This is a genomic window from Paenibacillus sp. sgz302115, assembly GCF_056120445.1.
In genome coordinates this window covers 264580-285311 of sequence record NZ_JBVYOK010000006.1, presented here as the reverse complement: position 1 = coordinate 285311, position 20732 = coordinate 264580, and the positions used below count along the sequence as shown (strand labels likewise).

The following is a 20732-nucleotide window of genomic DNA, read 5'->3' as shown; positions in this document are numbered from 1 at the left end:
AAAGGAAAATGACATGCGAACATTACTCGTTCTGGGCGGCGGCTACGGCGGACTTGCCCTCATTCAGGAATTGCTGGGCAGTCATCTCCCCCATGATGTAGAGATTGTTTTAATTGACCGTATGCCTTACCAGGGGATAAAGACGGAATATTATGCGCTTGCGGCAGGTACGGTTACCGATTATCATCTGCGCATCCAGTTCCCGGTTCATCCCCGGTTAACGGTGCGTTACGGTGAAGTAGGCTCCATTGATTTGGAGAGCCGGCTGGTATTCCTGGAGACCGGGGAGCTGGTATCCTATGATATCCTGGCGATTGCCCTGGGCTGCACGGATAACTATCACAATATTCCGGGCGCAGAGGAGTATACCTGCAGCATCCAGAGCTTCTCGGGAACACGTGAAACGTACCGCCGGCTGAACGATGTGAAGCCTTACGGAAGTGTCAATATTGTAGGCGGCGGATTAAGCGGAGTAGAAATTGCCGCAGAGCTGCGGGAAAGCCGGCCGGATCTGAATATCTCCATTCTGGACCGGGGGGAGCGTGTGCTGTCCTCTTTTCCGGCGAAGCTGTCTCAATATGTGGAAGACTGGTTCAAAATGCACCATGTTGAGACTCTGGGACAAATCTCCGTATCCCACGTCGAAAAGGATGCCATCTTCAATGGCACCCAGGCTATCCCTGCGGATGTAACGGTATGGACCGGAGGCATTCAGCCGGTAAAGGTGGTGCAGCAGCTTGAGCTGCCGAAGGACCGGGGCGGACGAATTATTGTAGGCTCCTATTACAATGTGGCGGACTATCCGGAGGTTTATGTCATTGGCGACTGCGCCAGCCTGCCTTTTGCGCCAAGCGCACAGGCTGCAGGGGCGCAGGGTGAACAGGTGGCGAATATTATTCAAGCGTTGTGGCGCAACGAGACACCCAGGCTGCACAAAATCAAGCTGAAAGGAACTCTCGGCTCCCTCGGCAAACATGCCGGCTTTGGCCTGATGGGCCGCCGGTCTGTTATGGGGCGGGTTCCCCGGCTGCTGAAGAGCGGCGTGCTCTGGATGTCGAAGCGCCATTTCGGCTAGGGTTAGCGCGGGAGGCTAGTCAATCTCCAGATTGTCCCAGGCCTCCTGCTCCTTAATTGCAGCCTCAATGGCCGCTTCAAGCTCTTCAGGAGTTTCGGCCTCAATGATCTCGCCGTCAAGCATAGCGAACGGCTGCAGGTAGCATTGGCCGCAATTATTCAGACATCCGTATTCGATCACGTCGTATTCGGGATTTTGTTCAAGTTTGATTTTGAGTTGCTCTGTGCCAGACCCAAGATTGCTGGCACAAAATTCAATAAGTGGTCTCATGTTGTTCTCCTTATTCTGTACGAACCATTTTATTTTTTAAATTTTTGTACTATAATAAGCATACGAAAGGAGTGATTGAGAAATGAGTGAGAATGCACAAAGCACCGTCATGTATGATGAAGTACTGGAAGTGCTTGATAAGCTTCGTCCGTTCCTGCAACGCGATGGCGGCGACGTGGAACTGGTCGATGTGGAAGACGGCATTGTTAAGTTGAAGCTTATGGGTGCCTGCGGCAGTTGCCCAAGCTCCACGATCACGCTTAAAGCCGGGATCGAACGCGCCCTCTTTGAAGAAGTTGAAGGCGTAGAAGAAGTTGTTCAAGTATTCTAATCCCGTTTTATAACGATCCTGTTCTCTTCTTCTGAAGAGAGCGGGATTTTTTTAAATTATATACATATATGAACTTCACGCAATAATTATAGCGAACTTCACAACTAGGGACAACCCGGCTCCACATACAAAACCCCGCAAGCCTAAGGCTATGCGGGGTTTGCTGTGTCGCTATCATGAATCAGGCTGGATCAGCAGTTTAGAATGCCGGGATGATCGAGCCTTGGTATTCTTTTTCAATGAAGGCTTTGGCTTCCGGGGAAGTCAGGGCAGCAGCCAGCTTCTTGATGGCGTCGGAGTCCTTGTTATCAGGACGCGCCACCAGCAGGTTGGCATACGGAGAATCTCCACCTTCGATGAACAAAGCATCCTTGGTTGGAACAAGTCCAGCTTCCAGCGCATAGTTGGTGTTGATCAGCGCAAGATCCACTTCATCCAATTGGCGCGGCAGCATAGCGGCTTCCAGCTCAATAATTTTCAAATTCTTTTTGTTTTCGGTAATATCAGCGGTAGTCGAAGTGATATTGGTATCATCCTTCAGCTTGATCAGGCCGTTCTTGGCCAGCAGGATCAGTGCACGTCCACCGTTGGTAGGATCGTTCGGAATGGCTACCTTTGCACCGTCAGCCAGCTCGTCGATGGATTTGATTTTTTTGGAATAAGCTCCGAATGGTTCTACGTGAACTGCAGCTACGGATACCAGGTCTGTACCGTTCTTTTGATTCTGGTCATCCAGGTAAGGCTTGTGCTGGAAGAAGTTAGCGTCAAGCGACTTCTCGGCAAGCTGGGTGTTCGGCAGGATGTAATCTGTGAATTCCTTGATTTCCAGCTTAATGCCTTGCTTTTCCAGCAGCGGAGCAATGGCCTTCAGAATTTCGGCATGCGGCTTAGGAGATGCGCCAACTACCAGGGTTACCGGCTCAGCAGACGGTTCGGTTGTCGGCTCTGCAGAAGCATCTGCAGCCGGGGCATTCGTGGCAGCGGAGTTAGCCGCATTCTTGGTATTGTTATTACCGCAAGCAGCCAGCACCAATATCAAGGTCAAGCTGAACAATGTAAGCAGTACTTTTTTCATCTGTAAATCTCCCCCTCTAATCATTGTTTTGTATGAATAAGGCTATATGGTTGTACCTTATTTCCGGGTAAAATGCTGAACCAGCCTGTCGCCGGCCATTTGCAGAAGCTGCACCAGGATGACCATCAGCACCACAGAGATAATCATGACTTCCTTCTCGTAGCGGTAATAACCGTAGCGGATCGCCAGGTCTCCCAGACCTCCACCACCAATCATTCCCGACATTGCTGTGTAAGAAACCAGTGTAACAATAGTAATGGTCACTCCGGCAAGCAAACCCGGACGGGCTTCAGGCAGAAGCACACGCCACACGATCTGGTTCGTGGAAGCTCCCATCCCTTGCGCCGCTTCGATTACCCCCCGGTCAACCTCGCGCAGCGCCGTCTCTATCAATCTGGCTAATAACGGAGCCGCGCCGATCACCAGCGCCGGAATAGTTCCCAGTACGCCAATCGAGGTCCCCATAATTGATTTGCTTAAAGGAATTAAGGCGACCATCAGGATGATGAAAGGCACAGAACGCAGGATGTTCACGATGAATGATAATACCGAGTAAACTACCCTGATAAAGCTGCTATTTGATCTTCCCCATAAATATAACACAATTCCGAGTGGTAAACCAAGAATAATTGTGAAAATTCCGGAATATGCTATCATTCGAAGAGTGGCGATAGTTTCGTCCAGCATTTCTTGCCAGTTGATACTGCTAAAATTCAAGCTCCCCATTATACAAGCACCTCCACATCAAGTCCTTGCGCCGCAAGCTCGGTAAGTGTCGCTTCTACGGCTTGTGAGGAACCCTCAAAGCGGACAATGAGCTGGCCGTAAGGCACATCCTTAAGCGTCGAGATGGTTCCATGCAGGATGGCGAAGTTAACTCCAGTGCCGCGGGCCACTTGGGATAAGGTGGACCCGTAGGTTTTTTGGCCGAGAAAAGTGATTTTAACCGCCTGAGTGTATTCTCCCTGCACCGCGTTAAGCGCGGCCCGAAGCGGACCGTCCTGCTGGGTTTCGCTGCCGATGAACTCCTTCGTCACTTCATGCTGCGGCTTCAGGAATACCTGTGCCACATTTCCCTGTTCCACAATCCCTCCGCCGTGAATAACGGCAACCCGGTCACAAATAGTCTGAATGACATGCATTTCATGAGTGATCAGCACGATGGTCAGATGAAACTTCCGGTTAATGTCGAGCAGCAGGCGCAGAATGGAATCCGTCGTCTGCGGATCAAGCGCTGAAGTCGCTTCATCGCAGAGCAGCACATCGGGGTCAGAAGCCAAGGCCCGGGCTACGCCTACCCGCTGCTTTTGACCGCCGGATAGCTGGGCAGGATATTTGTTGCGGTGCTCTTCGAGTCCCACCAAGGTCAACAGATCCTTAACTTTGTTCTCAATCTCTGCTTTGGGAGTACCGGTCAGCCGCAGCGGAAAAGCTATGTTGTCGTACACTGTCGCGGAAGACAGCAGATTAAAATGCTGGAATATCATTCCGATCTTGCGCCGCTGCTCCTGTAGCTGTCTCTGGGAAAGTGCCGTTAACTCCACTCCGTCCACCCAAACCTCGCCTTGCGTCGGACGTTCAAGCAGGTTGATGCAGCGGATCAGCGTGCTTTTGCCAGCCCCGGAGTGGCCGATCACGCCAAAAATCTCACCTTTTTTAATCGACAGGTTGAGCCCGGAGAGCGCCGTCACTGCTTTACTGCCTTTGCCGTACATTTTGGTCAAACCTTTCAGCTCTATCAAGCTTATTGCCCTCCTTCATTGTCTTGCTCGCAGATGCTAAAAAACCTCTTAACGATCATTGCAGATCGCAAGAGGCCTTGAGTTTATATTAACCATGCCTTCTCATCTGCCAACGACCGCAAACCACGCGGCATTGTAGGAATTAGCACCATGACATTTGAATAGAATTCAATTTCCGCATTCCATGCAAATCGGTTGCCGGGCTTCATCGGGCCTATCCCTCCGCCGCTCTCGATAAGATTATGATATGAAATTAGTTGCCGCAGCATGTAATATGCTAATGCTTGCCTAAGTATAGTAAGTTTCAGGTTTTTTGTCAAAGGGAACTTTTAACTGCTTAAGAGGCTCTGACTTATGATTTATAGGTGAGCTTATGCCACTGCTTAATGCTGTACCTGAAGGATGCCCCCAAGGTGATACAGACCATTTCCAGGCACTGCTTCAGATCCTCCAGATGGCTGTCCAGATCCTCCAGATGAATTTTGTCGTGCAAGCCCTGATGGCGCTGCCACAGATCATCCTGCATTTCAGCATTCATATAGTGGATTTCGGCATTGCGGCGCTTGCGCAGATTCTCCAGCGGCTCCCGGTAAGAGTTCTTGATCCTCTCCAGTTCGTCAGCGAGCGCCGCATGCTCCTCGTGCAGCCGAAACTGGCGCAGTACGGTGAAGTAAGAGAAATGAACCTTTACTTTGCTGGTATCCAGATCATACAGACTGTTCAGCACTGTGCCCAGCTTGTCCAGAAGCGAGAAGACACGGATGAAGCCATTTTTATAAAAATAGACGTAACGCGAATATTCGCCCTGCTCCTTGGGCGACATATCATCCATATAACCGGCTACAACCGATTTCCGGAAAAAAGCGGCCGCGAACCAGCTCTGCTCCAGCTCATCAAGCGATGAGATCAGCCCTCGCGTCCATATCTCCAGCTTGCGGTATTCATGGTCGCGGTCCTCATGCGAATTCATTTCCTTGCGCAGCATGGACGCGAACTTCGCCATATGATCTATGGCCTCGGCCAGCACCCCGCTATTCTCGCGGGGCGGTTCTCCCAGTAAAATCCGCAGCATACTGCATCCTCCTCATTGTGGGAAATACATCTTCCAGTTGCGGTCAACTTGCTTGACAATATCCTCGCAAGGAACCAGCTCATGCGGATACCCCGGCTTCATCCGGGCATCTATAACGATAGGCAGCTTGTAGCTGATCTGATGCTGTCTGACCTCAGACTCGGCATAAATATCGCTGGCCGGATCAAGCCTTGTGAACACCGTCCACAGGAAGGAAGTCTGTGTGAGCACCGCAGCCTTGGCGTTATCCGTCAAAATGACAAGCGGCCAGGCTGTTTCCCGCTCCCGCAGTGCAGCAACCAGACGGGAAGGCAGCTCCGGATCTTCTTCATAGGATGCACCGGAAACGGCCAGGCATCCTCCGCAGTAAGGAATTGCCTCACTGATTCCGGGAATCAGCCCTTCTGTGTAGGAATACGGGAGGTCACGCAGCGGGTGGCCAATCCCAAGCATAACGCCTCTGCTGCCGCCGAACACATGCAGATCAACCGCAGGATTGAAACGTTCCAGCACGGTTTCCAGCAGCTTCGGGAAATCCGTAAGCTCAACCGGCTCATCCGTCAGCAGCAAAAATTTACTCAAGGAGAGCTGGCCTTCCCCAAGAATACGGAAAGCTGAAACCATCCCTTCCCTTGGGTAGCTTTCACGCACAACAGCAGCTGCCAATGAATGCGGGCCGCATTCCGAATACTCCCACAGCGCTTTGACCGAAGGCATCAGCAGCGGGTAGACGGGAGACAGCAGCCTCTGTATGTATTCCCTGAGATAATAATCCTCCTGGCGCAGCTTCCCGGTAACGGTTGCCGGATAGATCGCATCCTTACGGTGCCAAATGCGCTGCACATGCATGACCGGAAAATCACTCTGCCTGGAATAATAGCCATAGTGTTCGCCAAATGGGCCTTCCGGACGCCGTTCCTGCGGGGCAACCCGTCCGCGGATGGCAAATTCGGCTTCGGCAGGAATACGATGCCCGCCCATCGGGTCTTTGACCATCGGCAGCCGCCCGCCCAAGATGAGCGAGGCCAGCAGCAGCTCCGGCATACGCTCCGGCATCGGAGCTGCTGCCGCAGCAATCAAGGCGGGAGGACCGCCGAGAAACACCGAAACCGGCAGCGTCTCGCCGAGAAGCTCCGCCTCCCGGTAATGAAAGCTGCCGCCCTTATGATTTTGCCAATGTATCCCTGTCGTGCTGTCATCATAAACCTGGATACGGTACATTCCGAGGTTATGGTCTTTGGGATGAGTGATACTCTCCGTATAGACAAGCGGCAGGGTGATGTATGGACCTCCGTCCTCCTGCCAGCTAGTAATGCGCGGTAATTCTTTAAGAGAATCAGTACTGCGGCAGACTCCGAGCACAGGCGCTTCGCCCTGCGGTACATTCCGGGTTCCGACCTTCAGCAGATCAAAAATCAGCCCTTTTTCCTTCCATATTCCGGAGGTTGTAGGCGGCAGCAGCGATTCTGCTGCATCCAACATCGTTTTCATTAGCTGCTCCGGACGGGTCCCGAACGCCTCATTGGCTCTGCGGACCGTACCGAACAGATTTGTGGCCACCGGAAAGGGGGTTCCTTTTACATTTGTGAAGAGCAGGGCCGGCCCTTCCTCCTGTACAATGCGCCGATGAATCTCTGCCAGCTCCAGATAAGGGTCCACCGGTGTTTCAATAACAGCCAGGTCCTTGTCCTTGCGAAGCTGCTCAATCCACCCGCGCAAATTTGCGTATCCCACTTTATCGTTCCTCCTCAAACAAGGCTCTATCCCTCATGGTCTGCTGAGCGTTTATTATTATTATTTCTCTCTTCGAAGCTGCCATACGAGCACACTCATGTAGCATAACACGCCGAACAATCCCGCAATCAGCAGAATATGAGCAATGGCCGCAAATATGTACAGCCGTTCATTACCCAGCGTATAGACTACAGCCGCACCGCTGACCACCTGAAGCAGACACAGTGTAACTGCGGCAACGCCCAGAGCTCTCAGCTCCGGCAGGTCCTTATACTTCCAGAACGCCAGGTGCCCCAGCCATGCCGTCAGGAGCAACAGAAGCGCCGCCGCAACCCTGTGCATGAAAATAATCCATACGCCGCTAGACAGCTCCGGAATCCACTGGCCGTTACAGAGAGGCCATCCTGAACAGCCGCCCTGAGAGCCTGTATGACTGACATAAGCTCCAAGATAAACCACCATATAAGAATATAACGCCGTAAACCATGTTAAGTTGCGGAACCCCCGTCCAACTCGCTGCTTCTCCGGCAGAAGTTCATACCCGTATGTATGCTGCCGTTTCGCTCCGAGTGCGAGCATCAGTGAGCTGGCAAAGGCAATTAAAGAAAAGCCCATATGCAGGGCCATCACCGCTGCAGACTGCGGTTTGATCACCGCAAGCGCTCCCATTCCTCCTTGTACAATAACAAATAAAAGCGTCAGCAGGGCATACGCAAGCAAATCCCGATACATCCGCGCATAACGCCAAAAAGCAATCATTGAGGCGAGCGACAACAGACCCGCAAGGCCGCTGAACAGACGATGGGTGTATTCAATCATTGAACCTATCGTATAGGCCGGGATCAGCTTTCCGTGGCAGAGCGGCCAGTCATTTCCACACTCCAGTCCCGAGCCGGTTTTGGTAACCACTGTGCCGCCGAACAGGGCAAGAAACATGATAAGGCAAGTAATGTAGCTGAGCCATTTCAATTGATTCATCGTCAATGGAATCACCCGCATTTTTTAGGATAAGTACGTACCCAATCATACTTAGAAAAAACACCGCTTCTGCTCTGGTAGGGCGAAAGCGGTGTTGTCTTATTACTTGTGTATGCTCTGGTAAACTTCAAGCGCCGTGTTCAGAAAGTTCTCAATTTCCTCACGGGATTTGCGCAGCTTGTTAACGAACCTCACCAGCTCGCGGCCATCTGCGTAAGCTACAAAGCTGGGAATGCCAAGGATATTCTGCTCCTGGCTGACATCGCCCACATCATCCACATCCACTTCCACCAGCGTGAGGCGGTCCGTATATTTCTGTTCTACATCCGGCATGAACGGATCAATAAATTTGCAGTCGGAGCACCAATCGGCTTTGAATACTGCCACTGTCAGACGGGGCGATTGAATCGCTGCCTGAAACTCCTCAGGAGAATTGATTTTATTCATAAACTGACCAGTCCCTTCTTATTCGTTGAGAGTGAGCGTTGTTGATTTTCTTCTAGTGAAGCAAATTGTACTGAATAAGTCAAATTAAAAATCCAGAATAAGACAATTGTCATAGCACTATTCGTTCCCGCGTACACGTGCAGGCTGAAGCTTCATCAGCGGGTTCAGCAGCTTCTGCAGGACGCGTGGATAACCGGCAATTTCCTGGCGGCTCAGCACACCCAGAACAATCAGCAGCACCAGATACACAATGACTACTGCAGCACCTACAACGAGACAGGTAATCAGAAAAGCCAACCGTGCAGGCATCATATCTGTAAGCAGTATTCCCGCTTCATTTAGACCGTAGCCGATCCCGCCGGAAGCCAGTACCGCAATAGCGAAGCCGCCCCAGCGTTTGCCGAGAATCTCGAACGGAATGATGGTCTTGAGTGTTCTCAGGTTAAGCAGTGTAATGACAATGAAGCACAGCGCTGTGGCTGCAATAATGCCGTATATCCCGAACAAACGGCTGAGCAGGAAGTTGGAGCCAAACTTAACGAGCAGTCCCGCGAGCACAAAATACATCGAAATCCGCGCTTTGCCCATCCCAAGCAGAATGGAGTTCGTCGTCATCATCGTAATCTGGAAAATCGTCCCCAGTGTCAGCATAGCCACGATACCGCTGCCGTCCAGGCTGCTGAACAGCAGTCCATTCACGGAATACGCCGCTACCACCAGCGAGAGCACAATCGGTGTTCCTGTCAAAATCGAAATCCGCAGCGCCAGCGTCATCTGGCGCTTCAAATGCACCTCATCGCGTCTTGCATAGGCTGCCGAAATAATCGGAATCAGCGAAGTGCTGAGCGCAATGGACAGCACCGGCGGAATACCGGCCACACTCTGCGCCCGGCTGCCAAAGATCCCCAAGGCCTGGGTCGCTGCGTCCATTCCAATTTGCCCGCTGAGCAGGGGAACAATGAACGATGTATCAATAAAATTCACTACCGGAACGGTAACGGATGAGAGCACAATCGGGATAGACAGCTTAAAGATATCCCCGTAGATTTTCAGCAGCGGGATACGGGCGGCACTTGAATCATACAGAGATTTCTGTTCCTCGCTGCGGCGCATTTTCCTCGCATAATACAGCATTACGGCGAAAGCGCCGATGCTGCCGAGCACGCTGCCGAAGGAAGCACCCGCCGCCATCCAGGTATTGCTGTAGCCCTGGCGCAGCAGAATAAAGGCCAGCAGAATTGCGGTGGACACCCGGGCAATCTGCTCAATAATCTGCGAGATCCCCCCGGCCATCATATTGTTACGTCCCTGGAAATAACCGCGCATCATCGCGATGGAGGGGAAGAGCAGCAGTGCCGGGGCAATTGCCCGGATCGCCAGTGTACTCTCGGGAACCTTGGTATACTCCGCATAGTATGGAGCGGCTATATACAATATTACACTCATCAGCACACCGACAACCGCGGCAAAAATAAGCGCCGCACGGTACACCTGCTGCGCCTCATCCGGGCGGTTCAATGCATAACGCTCGGAGACCATTTTGCTGAGAGTGCTTGGAATGCCGGCCGTCGCCAGCGGAAGCAGCATCAGGTACACGTTGTTCGCCTGTGTAAATGACGCATTACCCACATCATTGAATAAATGCTCCAGCGGCACCCGCTGGGCCAGACCAAGCACGCGGGCCACGAGCGCCGCCGCGGCCAGAATAAGCGTGCCTTTGACAAAAGACTCTTTCTTGGTGGACAAACCGTTTCGCCTTCTTCGCTGTTAAATTAATACCGGCCAATCCAGATAAAGAAGAGGACGACCATGGCAATTTGCAGCACAATTTTGACGACCGTGCTGCTAAGCAAGCCAAGCAATGAACCGAAGCTGACCTTCAGGGCCTTGTCAGGCTTCGAGCCGGCGATCAATTCACCGGCAAATGCACCGACAAATGGCCCGATAATGAGGCCAAACGCCGGAATGAGGAACGGGCCAACGATAATGCCGATTGTGCTGCCGATGACCGAGGCGCGGGAGCCGCCGAATTTTTTGACGCCCCAGGCCCCGACCACATAATCAGCGACAAACAGCACCACAACGATCAATGTCTGGGTAATCCAGAACCACGCGCCGAACGGATCGAAGGAGAAGAACCAGCCGTATACGAAAAAGGCCAGATAAATCGCCAGCGCCCCCGGCAGGATCGGATATACCGCCCCGGCCAGACCCACGGCGAACAAAGCAATAATCAAAACCCACCCCAGAATCGCCAAATCCTTCAACTCCTAAAGTTTTGATGATGATCTTGTGGCTGAAGCCTCGACCTCTGTCAAAATATACTTTTGAATCACTTCCGCGATACCGTCATTATTATTCGTGGCTACCACAGCATCCGCTTCCTGCTTCACAACCTCCTGCGCGTTGCCCATAGCTACACCGAAACCGGCCTGCTGTATAGCAGCCAGATCGTTCAGACTGTCACCGACAGCGACAACCTGCGACATCTCAAGGCCCAGCAGCTTGCAAACCTCGCGGATGCCGGAAGCCTTGTTCACACCCAGCGGGTTAATTTCCAGATTGTACGGTGTGGAGTTGGTAATTTCGAGACCACCCAGATCCTGAAGCTGCATCAGCACCTTGTGGCGGATTTCGTCATCCTCTGTGGAATATCCGAATTTGAGCCACTCTCTGCCCTCGATATCGCCATCCCAGGTATCCTTGTTGTAGACCTCATCCACCGAATAAGCCCAGAACCAAATGCCATGCTCCTCGGCAATCTTATGCATCTTCTTGACCAGCATCATGTCCATCAGCGAACGGCGGTATAGTTCATACGGCGCACGCCACACTTCACTGCCGTTGACCATGATCATCGGAGTCTTAAGCCCAAGCTGCTCTGCGTAAGGCATAGCACTGCGGGAAGAGCGTCCTGTGGACAGGCAGACATGAACGCTCGCATCCATCGCTTTTCGAATCCATTCCACTGTCTTCGGGGTAATTTGTTGCTCATCATTCAGCAGGGTTCCATCCATATCCAATGCCAGCAGGCGGTATTTGGCAGTCATTTGCCACCCCTCCATTCTTGTATGTGTGTATCAGTTGCCCGTTGTATTTCCGGCAGGTGTGTTGGTTGCACCACCGTTTGCGGGATCAGCCGTTTTCAAGCTTTTCTTAGGAACGCCATCAAGCCCATATTCCCAATCATAAGCGTCAAAAATTTTGCGGGCCACCGGCGCGGCGCTGTTTGAGCCAAATCCGCCCTCAGGAATAACTACCGCTACAGCCAGCTTGGGATTCTCGCGCGGAGCAAAGGCAATGAAGACCCCATTATCGCGCAATTCACCTTTGGCCTGCTGCTGTGAGGTTCCTGTCTTGCGGGCAAAATCATACGGGAAATCAGAAAATGCGGACACATCACTGTTCATCCCTTTTTTGATTTCCCTCCAGAAGGACTTGTCGAACGTGGTAACCTTATCCAGCTCTTCACGGCCGAAGGTCTTAACCACTTTGCCATTTGGATCGGTAATTTTGCTGACCAGCTGCGGCTTGATTCGAATGCCTTCATTGGCAAGGGTAGACGCATACTGTGCGAGCTGCAGCGCTGTATAGCTTCCTTGTTGACCGAAAGAAGCATAGACCAATGCCGCCTGGGCACTGCCTGCCGCCTTCGTATTGGTATAGTTGATCTGTCCAAGGAATTCGTTCGGCAGGCCGCTCTGTGTGGATACGCCAAGGCCAAACTCCTTCATATACTTATCCCAGATCTCAACACCCTTGTTGCCATATTTGTCATACAGCTTCTTGCCCACCATATCAACCATAAATACGTTGGACGATTTCTCAATCGCTCTCGACGGGTCCATAGATCCGTATACGTGGCCGGAAGCATTTCTGACCTTGGTTTCATGTCCTGCCTTACCGAAAGAAGTGCTTCCTGTGTCGTTGTAAACAGTGGAGGTGCTAAAGAATCCCTCATTCAGACCTATCAGCACGCTTAACGGCTTAATCGTTGAACCCATGAGAAGTACCGAGCGGAGGCCATTGCCCGAGATCCCCGATGAGATCGGGTTGATGGTTCCGTTCTGATAATTATTGATAATTTTGTTCCATACATCAGTCGGCAGTGAGCCTGATGTCCACACATTGGTATCATAGTCCGGCATGCTGGCCATGGCAACGACATTTCCTGTATCCACTTCCATCGCTACGGCATAGCCGGTCAGGGCATTAGGATGAGTTTTGCCTTGCACGGCATGCGAGTGCAGCCAACTGATCTGATCGGTGATAGCCTGCTCGGTCTTCATCTGGATGTTCTTATTGATCGTCATCCAAAGATCATTCCCTTTAACGGGAGGCACGACCTTCTCAACCTTCTCGGCCATATTCTGCGGATTGACCGAAATCACCTGATAGCCGTTTTTGCCGCGCAGCTCCCGCTGGTATTGCAGCTCCAGGCCGTCGAATCCGACAAATTCATCATCCTTATAAGCCAGTCCCGGGTCTGCGTCGATTTTCTTCATCGCATTCTGGACATTCTTATAAATGTTCAAGCTGCTGGAGGATTTAAAAGGCTTAATATAACCAACCGTCTGTACAGCGACCGAGTCCTTATCATAATGGCGGTTGCTTTCCTCCACCACCTCAAGCCCTGGAAATTCATCTTTGTGCTCCATGAAATAGGCGACCTCCTTCGAGGTAAGCCCCGCCTTGATCCGCCGCGCCATATAGCCGGAATATTTCTTGAAATTCAAATCCATTGAACTGATTACATTGTTAACCGTTAGCTTCTCTCCGTTAGGATCGCCCAATTTGTTAAATTGTTCCACAAGCTTAGTAGCAAGCGAGAACGCATTGGCTCTGGCCTCCGGAGTAAGCGAGGTTACATGTGTAGCCTTATCCGTGACTTTAGCCGTATATTCTTTGGTGAGCGTAATGTAAAGGGACTGAACCGAAGTCGAATAAGCGATCTCTTCACCGGCAGCGGCATGGATAACCCCCCGTAGTGCTGCGAGCGGAACATTTTTAGTATCACGGCTGGTCTCTACCTCTGTTAAAGTGGGGCCTTCCACAAACTGAACAACGGCAAGACGGACGATGATAACGCAAAAGATAATGAACGTGCTAAAGAAAAACACGTTGAGCCGCAGGCCAAGCGAGCTCTTGCTGTCTGACTCATCCTGAGGTGAGGCCTGCTTTCGGAAAACACTCACAGTTTTTCACTCCTCTACATCTTAAAATAAACCATTAATTATTGCGTTGACTCCTGAACCGGGGCAAGGCTCTTCTTTGGCGTACCGCTCAGCCCGTATTCCCAGTCGTAGGCGTCGAATATTTTACGTGCTACCGGGGCGGCGCTGTTCGAGCCAAAACCGCCTTCAGGGATAACTACAGCAACAGCCAGCTTGGGATTCTCACGGGGCGCGTATGCAATAAACACGCCGTTGTCACGAACCTGTCTGTAGGCTTCCATTTCTGAGGTGCCTGTCTTGCGGGCAAAATCATACGGAAATCCGTCAAACGCCTTGACGGTCGTATTCATTCCCCGTTTGATTTCTTTCCAATAAGAAGGATCAAATGAAATCTTGTTCAGCACTTCACGGTGAAACTCCCTGACGGTTTTACCATCGGCATCGGTAATCTTGCTGACGAGCTGCGGTTTGATCCGCTCTCCCTCATTGGCAAGGGTTGCCGTATACTGGGCCAACTGTAGCGCCGTATATTTCCCCTTCTGCCCGAAGGACGCATGGACCAGGGCAGCCTGGACGCTGCCGGCCTGCTCGGTATTCTTATATTCAGCGACTCCAGCTTTTTCTCCCGGCAGGCCGCTTTCTGTAGAAACACCAAGTCCGAAGGCCTTCATATATTTGTCCCAGACCTCAATTCCCTTGCCCGGGTATTTCTTGTACAGCGGATCGCCAACCATATCGACCATAAAGGCATTTGACGATTCTTGAATCGCCTTCGCCGGGTCCAGTGGTCCCAATACATGGCCTGAGGAATTCTTTACTGAAGAATTGTCATCTTTACCGAAATAAGCAATTCCTGTGTCGTTGTAAGTGTCCGTGGTGGAGAAAAGCCCTTCATTCAAACCAATTAACACACTTAACGGTTTAATGGTCGAGCCCAGATAAATTATTGACTTCAGGCCATTGCCGGAAATTCCGGAAGTGGTATCGGTAATTGTGCCGTTCAGGTAGTTATTCTTAATTTTGTCATACACCGCAGGGGCCAGTTTATCGGCTGTCCATACATTGGTGTCATAATCGGGCATGCTGGCCATCGCCACTATATTGCCGGTGTCCACTTCCATCGCGACAGCGTAGCCGGTCAGGGCATCGGGGTGGAGTTTCCCCTGTACCGGATTGGTGTGCAGCCAGCGGATCTGATCCATAATCGCCTGTTCTGTCTTTTGCTGTATATTCTTGTTGATCGTCATCCAGATGTTGTTCCCCTTGACTGGCGGCACGGATGCGATGACTTCCTCCGCCATATTCTGCGGGTTTACGGATATAGTCTGATAGCCATTTTTCCCTCTGAGCTCACGCTGGTACTGTTGTTCCAATCCATAGAAGCCAACAAATTCATCCTCTTTATAGGCTAAGCCGGGATCGGCTTTATTTTCCTTCATCGCATTGCGGATGTTCTCGTACATTGGCAGAATGTTTGAGGATTTAAAAGGCTTGATATAGCCAACCGTCTGCACAGCGACCAGATCCTTGTCATAATGGCGGGAGGCTTCCTCCACAATCGACAGTCCAGGGTACTGATCCTTGTGCTCCAGGAAATGGGCGACTTCCTTCGTTGTCAGACCTGACTTGATTTTACGCGGATAATAGCCCAGTGCTTTTTTGAAATCGAGATCAAGCAGTGTAGTAATATCATCCTGCGTTAGTTTTTTACCGGCCAGATCGCCATATTGCTTGAAGACTGCCTCTAATCTCGCTGCCAGAGAAGCCGTGTTCGCTTTGGCTTTTTCCGAAAATTCAAATTCCTTGGTATCTTTATTCTTGATTTTTTCCGTATAGTCTTTGGTTAATGTGATATAGAGCGACTGGGTAGAAGTATTATACGCGATGTTCTCCCCGCCGGCGGCAAAAATATTCCCCCGAATCGCAGAGAGCGGAACATTCTTCGTTTCCTGGTTCGTTTCCACTTCGGTCAATGCTTCGGCTTCGACGAACTGCAGTGTGGCAAGACGGACAATAACTACACAAAAAATGAAAAAAGTGCCGAAGAAAAATAGATTTATGCGCAGTCCAGGTGTGCTTCGGCCATGATCTCCATCCGGGTGTTTACCCGGCAGGCGAAACCATTTCACGGCGAATTCTCTCCTTATCTTAGTGAACTTTAAGCGCTGACCGCGTGCACCCCAGATATTACCTGATCGACACGGCTATCTGGCATGCCCTGTTATTGTACCATAGATCCCAAGCCTTCCGCTTCCTTCTCACAGCACGTTTTCTTTGATATGGGTTTTGTCAAAATCCCTGGGATTGAACCAGTCTCCGCTGCGCGCCCAGGTGGAATCCAGCGGAATCCAAGCCTTTCGGTCAGCGAGATAGACCTCATTCCAGGCATGCGACCCGTATCCGCCCTGGCCATCGTACCCCTGACCCGTGACAACACGAACCTGAAGCCCCTGCGAGCGGGCCATCACAGCATAAAGGCGGGCATAATCAATACATACCCCAAGCCGGGTATCAAAAGTATCCTGCGGCGTCTGCTCATGCCAGATGCGGTTCTGCTCGTAGTTCTCCGCCTTCCCGTAATCATAGGCAATCCGCGAGCCTACCCAGTCATACAGCAGCTTGGCCTTGGCCTCTTCTCCCTTGGCTTGTCCTGCGATATCTGCGGCAGCCCCTTCGATGTCAGGCGAAATTTCATGGTCAATCACTTCATATTTCCGCCGCAGAATATCGTTCATCTCTGCCGTAACCGCCTTAGTAAGCACCGGCAGCTTGCTCCGCACATCCTCCCCGGCAAGCGGCTCGAACACCGCAGCCGCACTCTGGCTGTAGATAGGTGAGGATTCCACATACCGGCTGAAGCCGCTGTCCGGGTTCAGACCCACGGCAATGTAAAGAATGAGAACAAGGATGAGGCCGCGCGCTAGCCCGATCACACCGCCGATGAGTGCACCGCTGAGACGGCTGGCTCCCGTAATCCTCCGGTCTGTCCCCCTTGAATGCAGGCGGGGCAGCCGGAAAGGCAGCAGCATGAACAGCAGTCCGAGCATCAGCCGAATCAGGCTGTAGGATACTAACAGAAGCAATAGAAAGCGCACAAGCGGTGATCCTGCCAGGACAGAGACGGCTGTGTAATACAATTGCTGCCATCCGCTAAGCTTAGTGTCCGGCAGCACGATATCCGCAGCCCAGGCTCCTGCCAGGGGCGACAGATACATCACCGCAGGGATGGCCATTGCCAGTGCAAGAGCAGCAAGCAGCCCATTCCCGAGCAGGCCGAATAATCCTCCGGCCGCTCTTGCGAAGCCCCGGCTCCAGCCCTGCAGCAGCGAAAAAAGGACAACCAGCAGAAGGAGGATCGAAATCATGTTGGCATCGCTAAGGCTGTTTATCCATCCGTTAAGCATGTTTGTCCCACCTTTCCATTCGCTCAAGATTCATTACTGATTTTTCTTGGCTTCATCAATAAATGACTTCGTAGTATCCGTAATACTCCACTTGCCCAGGCTGACGCCGCGGAATACAACTTCCACTTTGTCTTCGCCAGCCGCACCCTTCACCTCAAGATTTGGCGTTGTAATCGTAAAAGTGCCGTCACCGCCAGAGGTATATTTGGCTTCTTTCGCTTCCTTCAGCATAACATCCTGCGCTTCGCTCTTCAGCGTGCTTATCGTCTCGTCGGCCACCTTATTCACAGCGTTTCCAATTTGATCCATCGTAACCCCGCTGTAAATGAATAGACCTGCGACGATAGCAATAACAATCCCCCACTTCAGAACTGTTTTAATCAGATTAATTACCGCGAATAGCAGAACAAGCGCAATAACGATAACAAGCCAATTCTCTCTGATGAACTGTGACCACACTGCCGGATCCATCAATTTCACAACACCCCTATCGCCAAAATTCGTCACTGCAGGGAGCCTGTCCCCGGGACATTTCAATAATAATGATTATTATACATGAATGCTTCTTATAATTCATTGTAGTACGGCCTAGGATAAGCAACGCTTCAATAAAATGGTATAAGCCCCCCTGGACTCACGTAGAGTACAAGTAGGTCATTCTTAGCAAATACGTGCCTGCCTTATTTTCGAAAAAGCGCCTGCCTGCGCCCCTCCGGTGCAGAGACTGGCCCTGTGGAGGTGTTTTCCCGTGAAAACCGCGCTGTGGCTGTACTTGTTCCTCTTTCTGGCCTTCTTCGACCTGCATGCCCAGTACCCTATTCTGACGCCCTTTGCCCTATCGCTGGGCGCAGGACCGGCCTTTATCGGCTGGATGATGGGCATGTATTCGCTGACTCATCTTCCCGGCAACCTGCTGGCCGGTGTGCTGGTCGACCGCAACGGCAGCCGCCGCTATATTGTCTTTGCGCTCACGGCAGCCGGAGCCCTTCTGCTGATGCAGGCCCATGTGCAGCTTCCCTGGCATCTGCTGCTGCTGCGCGCAGCCAGCGGCTTCGTTCTGGCCTTCCTGTCTCCGGCCTGTATGACACTGCTGGCCTCGCTCTCCTCCGATCCCGCGACCCAAGGTAAATACATGTCCGGCCACGGAATCGTCCATACGCTTGCTTCGGTCGTTTCTCCGGCCGCCGGCGCGTATATTGTGGCGAAGGCCGGATACTCCGGCACCTTCAGCACGCTCGGCTGGCTGCTGATCGCCACCGGCGTCATGGCCTACTTCAGCGTGCCGAAGCATTCGCGGATCATGCCCGCTGCCAAGCCGGCCATGCCATTAGAAGCGCCTTCCCTCAAAGATGAGCTGCAGCCCGTCCCGGTTACAAAGCGTTACTACCTGCTGCCCTTTTTCGTCTCCTGCTCGCAAGGCGTGCTGTTCTTCGAGCTTCCTTTGTCGCAGGGAAGCAAGGGATTGCTGTCGACCGGAATCCTGCTGTCCCTCCTTAGCTTGGGAGCGCTTGTGACGCTTAGCCTCTTATTCCTCAACCGGCTTGCACCGGGGAAAAGAATCACCGCTGCTCTGCTGGGAATGGCGCTATGCTTCTTTTCGCTGGCTGCATTCCGCAGCATCCCTGCGGGTGTAATTCTCTTCCTGCTTGGAGCAGCCAAAGGCGTGCTCTTTCCGGCTATGGCCTCGCTCTTCATTAGCCTGAGCGGCGAGGGGCGGATGGGCCGCACCTTCTCATTCCAGTCGATTGCCATGTCACTCGGCGCTTTTGCCGGTCCGGTTGCTGCTGGACAACTTCGGGGCTTCGTCTCTCCTTACTTCATTGCCTTTGTGCTGCTGATGACTGCCATTCTGCTGCTCCCGCCCAGAGGCTCCGGCAAGCTTCAGGAATACCGCGCGGAATGGAATAATCCCGCGGCTTGATGCCACACGAAGCCGCGTGTGGCGGAGGTCTGCATCACGCCAATACGCCAGTAGGCGGTCGTACAAACATCTCAAATACATTGACATATTATACAATGTAAGCAAACAGCCACATCCGAAAGCGTGGTGAATATCCGATGAGTGATTATTGCGCTCCGAACCCGGAACCTGTAGCTCCCGTATCCTGGACTTCTACAACTACTATTCTGGTTCTGTTTATCCTGCTGGTAATCATCCTGAGTGCCGGAATATTCTAGTTTGTCTGTATTTGCCGAATCACTAAGCGCAATCACCCGGCCAGCAGCCTCCGCCGGGTGATTGTTTCTTTTTACGACATTTCCCGGGGAATGAATCCATAATGCTCTTCTACTGTTAAAAAGTACGGCTCTTAGGTAAAATATCATCATAGACACATCACCACCGGGGGAGGCTGACAGAAGATGCCCATCACCATCATTGTCGAAGGTAAAAATGACCGCAGCAGATTACGGCGGCTGCTGGCACCGGAAGTCGACATTCAGTGCACCTACGGCACACTGAATACACTTAAGCTTGAAACACTGCGTCGCAATATAGGAGACAGGGAAGTATACCTGTATATGGACAATGACAGCTCGGGCAAAAAAATACGCGGCGTCTTGGGCGATGCCTTCCCCGATGCCGTTCACATTTATACCAGAAGAGGTTATGCCGGAGTGGAGGGCACCCCCGATGAATACAGCATTACCCAGCTTGAAAAAGCCGGGCTTGAAGAGTTCATCATCTATCCCCCGCCTTCGCCTTACCTGGAGCCATAGCCTCATATGAATGAGGGCAAAAAAAACGCCTTGTTCCGCTTCTTGCGCAGGACGCAGGAAACCGGACAAGGCGTTTTTCTGTCTCATATTGTATTATTCACGTACTAATTTTTTCAAGGCATCAGCCAAAAATTGCGGTGTCACTTGCTCCGTATCCCCGGCATCATATAACCCCCGCAGCCTATTGTCCCGATCCACAAGACCAATCAGGTTGGCGTGGGCAAAATTATCCTTGTTGTCGCCATAAATCAAGATTTTGAAGGAGTCGGCAGCCAGGCTGCGCACCTCCTCCTGATCGCCGCGCAGAAAATACCAGCCGTTATAATCGGCGTGGAACCGGTCGGCGAACGCTCTGATCGCCTCCCGCGTGTCCTTTTTCGGATCAAAGGAAATAGAGACAAACTCCACATCCTTGCCGAAGCTGCCGTCCTTGACCAGCAAATCCTGGGTCTGCGATAGCATGTAAGTGGTAACAGGACACACATCGGGGCATTCAGTAAAGAAGAAATAGACCAGTCTTGGTTTGCCCTGCGTATCGGCCAAAGTGACCTGCTTCCCATCTACATTCTCAAGTGAGAAGTCCTGTACTTTCCCAATGATCGGCAGCTTCCCTGGACCATTGCTCAAAGAATTAACTGCCAGATAAACGGCCATGCCTACTGCCAGCAGCAGAAGAAGCCAAGTCCATTTGTAACGTTTCAAGGTCTGCACA

20 protein-coding genes and 1 riboswitch are annotated in these 20732 nt (G+C 51.8%); of the genes, 4 read left to right on the top strand and 16 right to left on the bottom strand.

The window, feature by feature from the left end; all coding sequences use genetic code 11:
• The first annotated feature begins 13 nt into the window (after positions 1-13).
• Positions 14-1075 (top strand): NAD(P)/FAD-dependent oxidoreductase, encoded by a 1062-nt coding sequence (locus AC0LWN_RS14855; protein WP_474666536.1) that lies wholly within the window; start codon positions 14-16, stop codon positions 1073-1075.
• 15 nt (positions 1076-1090) lie between these two features.
• On the opposite strand, the gene AC0LWN_RS14850 is transcribed toward AC0LWN_RS14855, so the two are convergent.
• Complete coding sequence (locus tag AC0LWN_RS14850) at positions 1091-1345, bottom strand: YuzB family protein (RefSeq protein ID WP_474666534.1); 255 nt, start codon at positions 1343-1345, stop codon at positions 1091-1093.
• Between the two features lie 82 nt (positions 1346-1427).
• Here AC0LWN_RS14850 and AC0LWN_RS14845 point away from each other — a divergent pair, with 82 nt between their 5' ends.
• Complete coding sequence (locus tag AC0LWN_RS14845; protein WP_458966609.1) at positions 1428-1676, top strand: NifU family protein; 249 nt, start codon at positions 1428-1430, stop codon at positions 1674-1676.
• A 199-nt stretch (positions 1677-1875) separates the two neighbouring features.
• Here AC0LWN_RS14845 and AC0LWN_RS14840 read toward each other — a convergent pair whose 3' ends face one another.
• The 14 genes from AC0LWN_RS14840 to AC0LWN_RS14775 form a co-directional block, all read right to left on the bottom strand.
• Complete coding sequence (locus tag AC0LWN_RS14840; RefSeq protein ID WP_474666532.1) at positions 1876-2751, bottom strand: MetQ/NlpA family ABC transporter substrate-binding protein; 876 nt, start codon at positions 2749-2751, stop codon at positions 1876-1878.
• Between the two features lie 57 nt (positions 2752-2808).
• Entirely contained in the window at positions 2809-3477 is a 669-nt protein-coding gene (locus AC0LWN_RS14835; protein ID WP_474666530.1) for a methionine ABC transporter permease, read from the bottom strand.
• Complete coding sequence (locus tag AC0LWN_RS14830) at positions 3477-4493, bottom strand: methionine ABC transporter ATP-binding protein (protein ID WP_474666528.1); 1017 nt, start codon at positions 4491-4493, stop codon at positions 3477-3479. Before AC0LWN_RS14830 ends, AC0LWN_RS14835 begins: the two co-directional genes overlap by 1 nt.
• 99 nt (positions 4494-4592) lie before the next feature.
• Positions 4593-4734, bottom strand: a riboswitch (SAM riboswitch).
• A gap of 111 nt (positions 4735-4845) precedes the next feature.
• Positions 4846-5565, bottom strand: a complete 720-nt coding sequence (locus AC0LWN_RS14825; RefSeq protein WP_474666526.1) for a Cthe_2314 family HEPN domain-containing protein — start codon at positions 5563-5565, stop codon at positions 4846-4848.
• A gap of 12 nt (positions 5566-5577) precedes the next feature.
• A complete protein-coding gene (locus AC0LWN_RS14820) occupies positions 5578-7299 on the bottom strand; it encodes a UbiD family decarboxylase (protein WP_474666524.1) in 1722 nt (573 codons plus the stop codon).
• A gap of 60 nt (positions 7300-7359) precedes the next feature.
• Positions 7360-8283: a COX15/CtaA family protein gene (locus AC0LWN_RS14815; protein ID WP_474666522.1), complete on the bottom strand. Its 924-nt coding sequence runs from the start codon at positions 8281-8283 to the stop codon at positions 7360-7362.
• Between the two features lie 96 nt (positions 8284-8379).
• The gene (locus AC0LWN_RS14810) at positions 8380-8724 is read right to left on the bottom strand and encodes a thioredoxin family protein (RefSeq protein ID WP_474666520.1); all 345 of its coding nucleotides are present in this window, start codon (positions 8722-8724) and stop codon (positions 8380-8382) included.
• A 117-nt stretch (positions 8725-8841) separates the two neighbouring features.
• Positions 8842-10470, bottom strand: a complete 1629-nt coding sequence (locus tag AC0LWN_RS14805; RefSeq protein ID WP_474666518.1) for a putative polysaccharide biosynthesis protein — start codon at positions 10468-10470, stop codon at positions 8842-8844.
• A 26-nt stretch (positions 10471-10496) separates the two neighbouring features.
• Positions 10497-10982, bottom strand: a complete 486-nt coding sequence (locus AC0LWN_RS14800; protein WP_474666516.1) for a DUF456 domain-containing protein — start codon at positions 10980-10982, stop codon at positions 10497-10499.
• A gap of 12 nt (positions 10983-10994) precedes the next feature.
• A complete protein-coding gene (locus AC0LWN_RS14795) occupies positions 10995-11774 on the bottom strand; it encodes a Cof-type HAD-IIB family hydrolase (RefSeq protein WP_474666514.1) in 780 nt (259 codons plus the stop codon).
• A 30-nt stretch (positions 11775-11804) separates the two neighbouring features.
• Positions 11805-13919 carry a peptidoglycan D,D-transpeptidase FtsI family protein gene (locus AC0LWN_RS14790; RefSeq protein WP_474666512.1) on the bottom strand — a complete coding sequence of 705 codons (2115 nt, stop codon included), beginning with the start codon at positions 13917-13919 and terminating at the stop codon, positions 11805-11807.
• 38 nt (positions 13920-13957) lie between these two features.
• Positions 13958-16027 (bottom strand): peptidoglycan D,D-transpeptidase FtsI family protein, encoded by a 2070-nt coding sequence (locus AC0LWN_RS14785; protein WP_474666510.1) that lies wholly within the window; start codon positions 16025-16027, stop codon positions 13958-13960.
• A gap of 129 nt (positions 16028-16156) precedes the next feature.
• Positions 16157-17302 (bottom strand): transglutaminase domain-containing protein, encoded by a 1146-nt coding sequence (locus AC0LWN_RS14780; protein ID WP_474666508.1) that lies wholly within the window; start codon positions 17300-17302, stop codon positions 16157-16159.
• A gap of 33 nt (positions 17303-17335) precedes the next feature.
• Positions 17336-17773, bottom strand: coding sequence for a hypothetical protein (locus AC0LWN_RS14775; RefSeq protein ID WP_474666631.1), 438 nt, complete (start codon positions 17771-17773; stop codon positions 17336-17338).
• A gap of 277 nt (positions 17774-18050) precedes the next feature.
• On the opposite strand from AC0LWN_RS14775, the gene AC0LWN_RS14770 reads away from it, so the two are divergent.
• Together AC0LWN_RS14770 and AC0LWN_RS14765 are read left to right on the top strand one after the other, a co-directional pair.
• The gene (locus AC0LWN_RS14770) at positions 18051-19223 is read left to right on the top strand and encodes an MFS transporter (protein WP_474666506.1); all 1173 of its coding nucleotides are present in this window, start codon (positions 18051-18053) and stop codon (positions 19221-19223) included.
• 440 nt (positions 19224-19663) lie between these two features.
• The gene (locus AC0LWN_RS14765; protein ID WP_458966595.1) at positions 19664-20020 is read left to right on the top strand and encodes a DNA primase; all 357 of its coding nucleotides are present in this window, start codon (positions 19664-19666) and stop codon (positions 20018-20020) included.
• A 93-nt stretch (positions 20021-20113) separates the two neighbouring features.
• On the opposite strand, the gene AC0LWN_RS14760 is transcribed toward AC0LWN_RS14765, so the two are convergent.
• Positions 20114-20731 (bottom strand): SCO family protein, encoded by a 618-nt coding sequence (locus AC0LWN_RS14760; RefSeq protein WP_474666504.1) that lies wholly within the window; start codon positions 20729-20731, stop codon positions 20114-20116.
• Between the last annotated feature and the right edge of the window lies 1 nt (position 20732).

Coding starts and splice junctions, on each gene's coding strand:
- AC0LWN_RS14855 (WP_474666536.1), top strand. CDS start 14: ATGCGAACATTACTCGTTCTGGGCGGCGGCTACGGCGGACTTGCCCTC.
- AC0LWN_RS14850 (WP_474666534.1), bottom strand. CDS start 1,345: ATGAGACCACTTATTGAATTTTGTGCCAGCAATCTTGGGTCTGGCACA.
- AC0LWN_RS14845 (WP_458966609.1), top strand. CDS start 1,428: ATGAGTGAGAATGCACAAAGCACCGTCATGTATGATGAAGTACTGGAA.
- AC0LWN_RS14840 (WP_474666532.1), bottom strand. CDS start 2,751: ATGAAAAAAGTACTGCTTACATTGTTCAGCTTGACCTTGATATTGGTG.
- AC0LWN_RS14835 (WP_474666530.1), bottom strand. CDS start 3,477: ATGGGGAGCTTGAATTTTAGCAGTATCAACTGGCAAGAAATGCTGGAC.
- AC0LWN_RS14825 (WP_474666526.1), bottom strand. CDS start 5,565: ATGCTGCGGATTTTACTGGGAGAACCGCCCCGCGAGAATAGCGGGGTG.
- AC0LWN_RS14810 (WP_474666520.1), bottom strand. CDS start 8,724: ATGAATAAAATCAATTCTCCTGAGGAGTTTCAGGCAGCGATTCAATCG.
- AC0LWN_RS14795 (WP_474666514.1), bottom strand. CDS start 11,774: ATGACTGCCAAATACCGCCTGCTGGCATTGGATATGGATGGAACCCTG.
- AC0LWN_RS14780 (WP_474666508.1), bottom strand. CDS start 17,302: ATGCTTAACGGATGGATAAACAGCCTTAGCGATGCCAACATGATTTCG.
- AC0LWN_RS14775 (WP_474666631.1), bottom strand. CDS start 17,773: ATGGATCCGGCAGTGTGGTCACAGTTCATCAGAGAGAATTGGCTTGTT.
- AC0LWN_RS14765 (WP_458966595.1), top strand. CDS start 19,664: ATGCCCATCACCATCATTGTCGAAGGTAAAAATGACCGCAGCAGATTA.